Here is a 6,705-nt window from a genome sequence, read left to right as displayed (position 1 = left end):
AACGCTATCCACTACCGCAACCACGGATAACACATGATTTTTATACTTTAACAGGTTCAGTGAGTTAAATTGAAGAGCCGTATGTGGGAAATCTACAAGTACGGTTCTGTGAGGGGCATCATGCTTTCTCACATTATGTTTAAAATTTAAATTATAAATAGGAGAAACAGAGATGTCTACTCGACAGAAGTTAACACTTATTTTATCTGGCGTTGTATTATCATCAACAGTTGCCTTTGCTGGATTAACGCTGTCAAGCGCTAACCCTAATTACAACACAAATACCGTTAAGGTTAAGTGTACGGACAGTAGTGGTAATGTCTTAGCAGATCGTAATGCTATTGTTGGGCAAAATGTGTCATGGGTACTTGTAAATGCAGGGTTTTTAAAGTTGAAAAACCAAGGGCATTGTGTATTTACCTATACTAAAACAGGTGCTGAAATGGGTGAAGGTGATGTAAATGTGCAGGGTGTAAGTCAAGGTGAAGTTAGTAATGTAAAATCAGGTCCAGGCTTTAATATCACGGTAACACCAGGTCAAGGCGTATATGCTGATAATGTTACAATTAATATAGCGTAAGCTGCTTTAGCTGATCGGTTTTATTTACCGGTGAGTTACTTTATTTAAGCATTTTTAAACTAAAAAGAGTAAGTTTTAGCATATATTATGAAGAGGGGACATGCGTAATTCATCTAAGTTTATTGTGGGTATTCTATCTGTTTTATTCACACAGTTCACATTTGCCAGCGCTTATCAAATATTTGAACAGGATGCGGCAAGTTTGGGTACGTATCATGCAGGTTCTGCAGCACAGGCAGATGATGCCTCAACACAGTGGTATAACCCTGCTGGAATGACACATTTAAAACAGCAACAATTAAGTATTGGTGGCGAGCTTGTTAACACAAATATCAGTTATACTGGAACGCAACAAAATGTTGGTCAAATGGCTTCAGGAAGTCCTGTTCAGGTTAACGATGTCAATGGCGGTGGCTTGACACCTGTGCCGAATATTCACTATGTATTGCCTTTAGGAGATTGGGCGTTTGGTGTAGGTCTTGTTGCACCTTTTGGTGCTGAGACTGATTATGGTGATGGAACTGCATTAAAATACTCTGGCACCAAAACACAATTGCAAAGTGTTGATTTAACACCAGCGATTGCCTTTCAGATCAATAAATATCTTTCTGTTGGTATCGGTGCGGATTTGGTATATGCAACAGGAGAGTTTGATAATAGTTTTGCTTATTTAAATAGTGCTGGTGGCAATACAGATATTAATGTCACAAATAAAGGTGATGGGTTTACCTATGGTTTTCACCTTGGCACATTAATACAGATTAATGACAGTAACCGCGTTGGTTTGGCTTATCACTCGAAGATGACCGTTAAGCTTAAAGGCACGACCGAAATGTCAGGCGATACCTCGCTTGTTACACTGGGTGGTTCTGCAACATCTGGTGATAATTTTAGTACAGAAATCATCTTACCTGCCTGGTGGAATTTAAGCTACTTTTGGCAGACAACAAAAACGTTAGCTTTAATGGCATCAGCCATGTATACCCAGTGGAGTTCTGTTAATTCAACAACTTTAAAAAATGTCGTGACCCCTTTTGGAGATAATTTTCAAGATGTTATTATTCAGCAAGACTTTAGCAATACCTGGAATTTTGCCTTGGGTGCAACTTATGATGTTACACCAAAGTGGCAGCTGAAAGCAGGGATTGGCTATGATATGACGCCAACCAATGATCAATATAGAAATATTCAAATTCCTGATCAGGATCGTTTTATTATCGCAACTGGCGTTGAGTATAAAATACTGAAATCTCTATCTATCGCCTTAAGCTATGCCCATTTCTTTGTGCAAAATGCACGTATTGATGTGACACAAAACATTACTAACACTAATCAAACAACTGATGGTCACGTGCAATCCTCGGCAGATTTATTTGGCTTGCAGTTAAAGTGGCGTTTTTAAAACAATGTCTGCCAGATCTGAATAACAGGTTTGGCAAAGTGTGCAACCTGATCAAGGCTGACAATGGAAGGCATTTTATTTAAATAGCATTTAAAGCTTAGATCACGAAAAAAACAATAAGCTTGTATTAAAGTTTCTGCTGTTTCCATGTTAATAAATTGCGCACTTTCCATTGACTGAATAATGCGAATACTATCACTATAATAGCTGATTTCAGGTCTTTGGTAGCTATAGGCTAAGGCATAAAATTGTGCAATAAATTCAATATCAACCATGCCACCTGGGCTTTGTTTTAAATCAAATTTATTTTGTGTTTTAAGGTGGTGTCGACGCATTTTTTCACGCATTTGAGTTATATCTTTTTTTAAAGCACCTATATCACGTTTTTGTGTTAAGATGCGTTGACGGATAGTGTTAAAAATTGGTTTAATCTGTGCCGCGCCAGAAATAAACCGCGCACGCGTTAAAGCCTGATGCTCCCACGTCCAGGCCTTATCTTCAAGATATTGCCTATATGCGCTTATAGGTGAAACTAAAAGTCCATTTTCACCATTAGGTCGCAAACGTAAATCGATATCATACAACTTTCCTGTGTAAGTTTGAATCTGCATATAGTGGATAAATTTCTGAATCACACGGACAAAGAGGTTGGATTTGATATTATCGCACTGAATGTGTGATAAAAAAACCAAATCAAGATCGGACGATAGACTAAGCTCAAGACCACCTAACTTCCCATAAGCAATAATACCAAGAGAATCTTTATAGTGTTTTTGTAAGTCTTTTGGGATATCTGTTTGCAGGAAAACTTCACGCCATGCTCCTTCCAAGGCGGCTTCAACCAAGACGGTTGCTAAATAGCTAAATAAATCCGATGATTCCATCAGTGAGATTTTATGACGAATCTCAGCGACAATGATGTTAAAGGTCTGTGTAACTTTAAATCGACGTAAGGTTTCTAAAAAGCTTTCTGTGTCCGTGAGGTCAATTTTCTGCAACTGTGCTTGCAAGGCATCACGCAGTTTATTAAGGCTTAAATAAATCTGGTCATGATGCTTTGCTGTGAGCGCTCTTTCTAACAAAAAAGGATATTTGGAAATCATGCTAGGCAGACGCTTTCCATAGGATAGTACGCGGACAAATCCTTCAAGTTCAGATTGTTTTTCACACAATAGATACAGATACGTCTTTCGGCGATAAAGCGTATGAATCAAATTAAGTACTTCGCTAACAAGTGCAATATCCTGAATTTTTTGCGCATGCGCAATTAGCTGATATATCATTATTTTTTCATTTGCTGAAAAAGTATGTTTCTGAAAGAAATGTTCAATTAATTGGTTATCAATGACATAAGGGATATCATCTTTTTCAACAATTAGATTCGTTGATTGTGCTTTTTTAGGATATGCATCTGTTTCATTCGGATTTTGGAAATTAGTTAAACGATCAAAAAGTATTTGCACGGCTTTTCTTGTTGTGCTGATTTTCTTATCAAAATCCTGTTCAGATGATATTCTGCTAAGCTTGATCACAGCTTTTCTTTGGTGTTCTTGTGTTGGTAGCAGATGCGTTTGCTGGTCGTCATACATTTGCAACGCATTTTCAACATCACGCAATAACACATAATGGCTATATAATTGCTGCTGATCTTCATAGGAGATATGACCTGCCTTAGCTAGGATAGATAAAGCGTTTTTAAGCGAATTTGTTTGCAGACGTTTATCCTGGCCACCGTAGATAAGCTGAAAGCATTGACAGATAAACTCAATTTCACGAATCCCACCGCGACCTAGTTTGATGTTATCTTTTAAGGTAGTTTGTTTCATCTCCTGCATGATCATTTGTTTCATATCGCGAATAGAAGATAGCATCTTGTAATCAAGGTAATGTCGATAGACAAAATCATTGATTTGCTTTTGGAGTTTGTAGGAAAAATCAGGGGAGCCTGTAAGAATATCTGATTTAATATAAGCATACCTTTCCCAGTCTCTGGCATGCTTAATTAAATAATCGACAAAGTGTGACCGGCTTGATACCAAAGGTGAAGTTTCACCAAATGGGCGCAGGCGCATGTCAACACGATACATAAAACCATCTGCAGTAACTTCACTCATTAATGTAATCAGTTGTTGTCCAATAAGTGTATAAAAGCGCATACCAGAGATGGTTTTATCACTATTTCGCTTAAGAGTTTCATCTTTTGGGTAGACAAAAACAAGATCAATATCGGAGGAGAAATTCAGCTCATTACCACCTAGTTTTCCCATGGCAATGATAGCCATGTGTAATGGTGTTTGAAGCAGCTTATATTGTTTTATTAAGTGCGTAAATAAGTAATGATAGCTTTTTGTTAATGTATATTTGGCAATAAACGATAATACAAAGGCGATATGTTCAAAGTCTGCAAATCCATGCTGTTGTTGAAACACTAATTTGGCATAGTGTTTTTTTTTGAGCCTTCTTAAGGCTTGTTGCATCTGTGAGAAATCATCTGTTTTTGTGAATAGGCCATCAATAGTTTGAGTGAGATATGTCTGATCGTCTTTTTGTTGCCAATGAGTGCTATAGATGATCTCAGGCATTTGCGTGAGTACTTGCCTGAAAAAAAGACTTGCTTGGAAGGTATCTTTCAACTGTGCAATAAGCTTATGTGGTAGACTTTTTAACAATGTATCGCATGGTTTAGAAAATGGCATGACTGTAAAGCATTAATGGCCTGTTGAAAGTATTTTATACCCATTACAAACCATTTTACAGTATAAGAGGTTACTTTGGTAAAGTTTTTCATGTTCAACTGACGCTCTCACGTTACAAATAAAAATCTGACAAAAATATGAAAATACAAAGAAAGAAGTTTGTAAAATATATGGCTAATGGGATATATTAGCAGCATTTAAAAATTTGGATTTATAAAAATGAAAATTGCAGTCTTAGGGGCAATGGCTGAGGAAATTGCGCCGATTTTAGCGCAAGTGGGTGATTATGGTGTTATCGAATACGCTAACAATAAATACTATCAAGCTGATTATGCTGGGCATACACTTATTATTGCGCACAGTAAAATTGGTAAGGTATTCTCAGCACTAACCGCCAGTGCGATGATTCAACACTTTGGTGCGCAGGTTTTACTGTTTTCAGGTGTTGCCGGTGGTGTTCGTGATGATATCAACGTGGGTGATCTCACCATGGCAACTAAGACTGTGCAACATGATGTTGATATTTGTGCTTTTGGTTATGCACTTGGACAAGTCCCTGGCAGTTTGGTTGAGATAAAAACAGATGAAAATCTATGCCAGTTGGCAGAACGCGTTGCCGATCAATTGCAGATCCCACTTAAAAAGGGATTGATTGCGACAGGCGATCAATTCATTCACCATCTGGATAAGAAAATACAAATACAACAAAATTTTGATGCCATCGCGCTTGAAATGGAAGGCGGCAGTGTGAATCTGGTTTGCCATGAGATGGGTGTGCCGTGTTTGATTTTACGAGCCATTAGTGATACTGCTGATGGTCAAGCCGTAGATGATTTTCCAAAGTTTGTTCAACAAGCTTCCAATCGTTCAGCCGCATTTTTATTACAACTAATTAAACAGTATTAACCTTGTGTGTCCATATCATTTTTTTTGAATAAAATGGCTGATTGAATATCGATAGGAATAATTATTGTAGGAAAGATCAAAAATATTATAAAAATTATAGAAAATGGCTTGACTTCAATAATGTCAGAATTATAATGTGCCTTATATTAGGATTCAGTGGTATGTCAACAATAGTTAATATGCCATAAATGAGACTCTCCCCAAATGAATTAAGGAGCTCAACATGATAATATCACACACACTTCAGCCACCAAGTTGCTTGGGATAACAGGCGTAACGCAGGGAATTAAGCTTTCTATGATAAACCTGTAGAAGCTGTTATTGCTGGATTTATCTAATAGGTTTTACCTTGATAACATAGAAAAAGTGCAAATTTTCCAAGCGTTGAGCTATTTCACCAATACTTTACATACTTAATTTTTATATATTCCAGTGATTTTGTATCATGTTATATGTAAAAATTGCCAAGTCAGTCAAGATTAGGCGTTACATAAGAAGTATTGCTGGATAGTTATGCCCGCTACAAAAGGATTAAATCAATTTCCCTTTCAGAGCAATTACCTTGTAGGTTTTTTGCAACTGCATTGGAAGGCTTTTTACCTATTTAATATAATTTTTGAAATATAAGATATTTTTATCTGCTGAAAAAGGGAAAAATTGATGATTTGCCTTGTTTTAGTTTAAGGAGAAATGGAGAAACATTATGAGTGCGCCAAGCAAAGCTAAGGCAATCAAGCTGGACAATCCAGCCCAGAAAAAGGCTAGCCACCAGTCTGGAACCGAACTACACATAATGCAAGGTAACGAACATTATGAAGCTGTAGTAAGGGCGGTCTATCAGCCACAACGCGAGTGAAGGTATTGAGCCCCGTAATATACCATCGTCGCACCTGATCAAGGTTTTCATATGCCTGAAATCAGCACTACGCAATACGTAAAGGCGAGTATGCGTGGAGGTGTCGGGGTCTGAGTCCGTAGCGGGTAGCTGAACTGATTGCTTTGGAACTTGGGAGAACCTTGCTATTTCTGAATGCTTATCTTGGAGCCTAAAAAGCTAGAGATAAGCTTAGCAAGGTAGTCGGACTAGCTCATAGTATAGGTGTAAATTGGGTATTGACTCT

General features: G+C 37.5%; 5 protein-coding genes. 4 read left to right on the top strand and 1 reads right to left on the bottom strand.

Annotated features, from left to right (window positions below):
* Nucleotides 1-172 precede the first annotated feature (172 nt).
* Together DNK84_RS05530 and DNK84_RS05525 are read left to right on the top strand one after the other, a co-directional pair.
* Entirely contained in the window at nt 173-580 is a 408-nt protein-coding gene (locus tag DNK84_RS05530) for a hypothetical protein (RefSeq protein ID WP_119343558.1), read from the top strand.
* A 100-nt stretch (nt 581-680) separates the two neighbouring features.
* Nucleotides 681-1,982 (top strand): OmpP1/FadL family transporter, encoded by a 1,302-nt coding sequence (locus tag DNK84_RS05525; protein WP_119343557.1) that lies wholly within the window; start codon nt 681-683, stop codon nt 1,980-1,982.
* On the opposite strand, the gene glnE is transcribed toward DNK84_RS05525, so the two are convergent.
* Entirely contained in the window at nt 1,979-4,678 is a 2,700-nt protein-coding gene (gene glnE, locus DNK84_RS05520) for a bifunctional [glutamate--ammonia ligase]-adenylyl-L-tyrosine phosphorylase/[glutamate--ammonia-ligase] adenylyltransferase (RefSeq protein ID WP_119343556.1), read from the bottom strand. The two genes, DNK84_RS05525 and glnE, sit on opposite strands and share 4 nt — an antisense overlap.
* 219 nt (nt 4,679-4,897) lie before the next feature.
* On the opposite strand from glnE, the gene DNK84_RS05515 reads away from it, so the two are divergent.
* Together DNK84_RS05515 and DNK84_RS14270 are read left to right on the top strand one after the other, a co-directional pair.
* The gene (locus tag DNK84_RS05515; RefSeq protein WP_119343555.1) at nt 4,898-5,584 is read left to right on the top strand and encodes a 5'-methylthioadenosine/adenosylhomocysteine nucleosidase; all 687 of its coding nucleotides are present in this window, start codon (nt 4,898-4,900) and stop codon (nt 5,582-5,584) included.
* Nucleotides 5,585-6,287: 703 nt separating this feature from the next.
* Nucleotides 6,288-6,440, top strand: a complete 153-nt coding sequence (locus DNK84_RS14270; protein WP_162902112.1) for a hypothetical protein — start codon at nt 6,288-6,290, stop codon at nt 6,438-6,440.
* Nucleotides 6,441-6,705 lie beyond the last annotated feature (265 nt).

The organism is Facilibium subflavum (genome assembly GCF_003574485.1).
Classification (GTDB): Bacteria; Pseudomonadota; Gammaproteobacteria; order Francisellales; family Francisellaceae; genus Facilibium; species Facilibium subflavum.
The sequence above is the reverse complement of the archived record's forward strand: the minus strand, read 5'-3'. Positions and strand labels throughout refer to the sequence as shown.